Genomic DNA, 3134 nt, shown 5'->3' with positions numbered 1-3134 from the left:
AGTGATGTGGAACTTTTCCGCACCAGTTTTGAAAATCGTGTACTAACGCTACAAAATAACGATGGCAGTTGGCAGAGCGATGCTTATGTGACAGCGTTAGTATTACGCTCATTAGATCAGCTCTCTCGGACTGTTGCTAATCCTATCACTTCAGCCATCAGCCTATCCGTCATTGATACAGAAACCAGCCTACCTTTAAGCGGTGTTACTTTGTCTGCTGATGCTAGCAATAGTGCTCAGTCTGTTAACATAAGTAGTGATAGTGATGGCAACTTAATCATAGGTGACGTCAATCCAGGCAGTTATGTCTTCACATTAAAAAAAGACGGCTATGCAAGCGTTCAATTTAATTTACGCTTGCGCAAAGGGGAGCAAGTTAATTTAGGTCAAGTAAAGCTGAGCCGCGCGGCTGCCGTAAGCAATGGTCAAATTCAGGGCGTGGTGACCGATAAGGTACTCGGCAGCCCTGTTGCTGGCGCTACGGTCACTGTGGTACTGGTTGGTACGGATGGTAAAAAACTTGACGGTTTTGCCCCTATTGTTGCGACAACCAACAATGAAGGCGCTTATCAAATTGTACTAACCAAAGAGCAGCAAACTGCTTCTCAAGGACGTTTTGGTATTGATATTCGTACATCAGGTTATGCGCCTATCCAAGGCAGCGGTACTGTCAATGCTGCAGGTGTCACGCTATTTAGTCCTCAGCTAATCAGCCAAAGCCAGTCTCAAGCCGTATTGATAGCCAAAGTCGTTGATAGCCTAGGACAGCCACTAGCAGGCGTTGTATTCAACAATAGCGGCAATAATAAATCTATCACTTCTGATGCCTCTGGCAGTATCACGATCAATGGCTTAGATTCAGGCGCACAGGTTTGGACAGTAGGCAAAGATGGTTATCAAGATGTCTCATTTAGCTTTGTGGTTGAAGGGGCTAATACTTATGACGTTGGTATCGTAACCTTAAATACTGTGCAACTCACAGATCCCAATGATCCTACTAGTGATCCCATTACGGCTGCTACAGGAACGTTCCTATTTGCACCGAAGGATACGGTCAGCCAAAAAGGTTTAACAGGATTCAAAGTTGTTGCAGAAAGACTCAACGACAGTACTGGCGCAGTCTTACAGACTCAATCGTTCGTGCCTAATACAGAGCAAAGCGGCGCAAGCGAGCTTAGTGTTGAATTACCAACAGGCAAATGGCGATTAACGGTATCTCACCCTGCCTACAAACCTTCAGTACAAACGCTTGCTCTCGGTACTGATGAGAAAGTAACAATAGCACCTGCTTTAGCACTTAACCCTTATGCACTCTCTGGATCAATTGTAGACTCACAGACCAATCAACCAATCGCTGATGCACCTATTAAGGTATTTGACAATGATACTGAACGGACGCTCTATACAGGTAAAAGCGACGGTAATGGTAACTTTACAATTCCCAGTAATTTGAGTGCCAGCAACGTCCGCGTTGAGATTGACCCCGCGTTATATTTATCAACCACGCGCTATATCAGTCGCCAAGCAGAGTCTGAGACTAATGTCGATTTAGGTGAAATTCGCCTGCGTCCTAAATCAGCAGAAGTGGTATTTCCTGATTTGGCCATCCCAAGTTTAGACACTAGTAATTTGACAACAGATCAACAGCGTCTGACAACGACTGGTACGCTAAAAGCAACGATCGAAAACAAAGGCAATGCCGATCTGTCAAGTACATCGGTAGGCATCACTGCGTTCATTGATGCCAATAAAAACCGTACGCTAGATGATAATGAACAAATAGTCGGCCGTTCAACTGAAAATTTAGACCTAAATCAAGGCGCTACTACAGAGATGAGCCTAGATATCAATGGAAAAGCCGATTTCCGTGATGCACCTATTGCCGTGATGATTGACAGTGAGAGCCAAATCGCTGAACGTGATGAAGATAATAATGTTCGAGTGACCAGTGATGGTGTTGAGATTAAGCCGCCTCAAGGAACAATGGAAGCTGAAATTGCTTGGTTAGGCGGATACGGAAATGATTCGGGTGCAATAGCTGCGCCATTAGAAGATACTAATGGTGATGGCATTATTGGACAAGGAGATATATCTTCGATACTGGTATATAGAAGTGGTAGGTACAACATATTAGATGGTAAGACTGGAAAATTCAAATTTAGTGTTCAAGGTACAGGAAGTCAGGAGCTTGCTGCGATAGGCGATGTTGATGTCGATGGCTTACCAGATATTGTGGTAACTGCTAATGACGGTATCAGAGTGTATAGCAATACAGGTGAGCTCAAAAAAACGCTCCCTGCGCGCTTAAATTCTAGTGGTTGGTCGAGTGCCGCTTATCACCCTATCATCGCTGATTTAGACCAAGATGGTACTCCTGAGATTATTCAAAATAACAAAATTTTCACCTATGCAGATGGATTGATTACTGACTCTTTGCCCTCAGGCCAGAGTCAAGCAACCGCTGACGTTGATGGCGATGGCGTATTAGATATTATTGGTTTATCAGGCGTTTCTGACAGCCAAGGAAACGAGCTCTACAAGTACAAAGATATTAATAACCGTAGTATTACACTAAAGTTTGTTGCCGTAGGTGATGTACTAGGGTCAAAAACACCTCAGATCGTTGCTATTTATGGCAGTTATGTGATGGTAATAGATGCTAAAACAGGTAAGACTATTGGCCAGTATACTGCTCCTGCAAGTGCTGGTGGCTCTCCAGTCATCGCTGATTTCGATGGCGATGGCATCTCCGATATCGGTCTTGCGCGTACTTATAACTATGTTGCCATGCGCGGTGATGGTAGTGTGATTTGGAGTACTCCTATAAGCGATGGATCAGGTGGTACTGGCTCCACCGTATTCGATTTTGATAATGATGGCAAGACTGAGGCCGTACATTTTGACGAGCGAAATTTAAGAATATATGATGCAGCAACAGGGGTTGAGCGCATCAAAATACCAAATAGTACCGCTACCGCTCATGAATATCCTATTGTAGGAGATTTCGATGCCGATGGGCATGCAGATATTCTGATTACTTCGACTGGTAATGGTACGCGCATGATCTCCAGTAAAAACAAAGACTGGGCGAATACACGTAATATTTGGAACCAGTACAGCTATCATGTTACCAA

1 protein-coding gene is annotated in these 3134 nt (G+C 44.1%); it reads left to right on the top strand.

All coding sequences use genetic code 11. The features are described from left to right. Nucleotides 1-3134 (top strand): carboxypeptidase regulatory-like domain-containing protein (locus tag JMY02_RS13450; protein ID WP_201599162.1); only part of this gene is annotated, 3134 nt, incomplete at both ends.

The sequence above is a fragment of the Psychrobacter vallis genome (genome assembly GCF_904846715.1).
Classification (GTDB): domain Bacteria; phylum Pseudomonadota; class Gammaproteobacteria; order Pseudomonadales; family Moraxellaceae; genus Psychrobacter; species Psychrobacter vallis.
The sequence above is the reverse complement of the archived record's forward strand: the minus strand, read 5'-3'. Positions and strand labels throughout refer to the sequence as shown.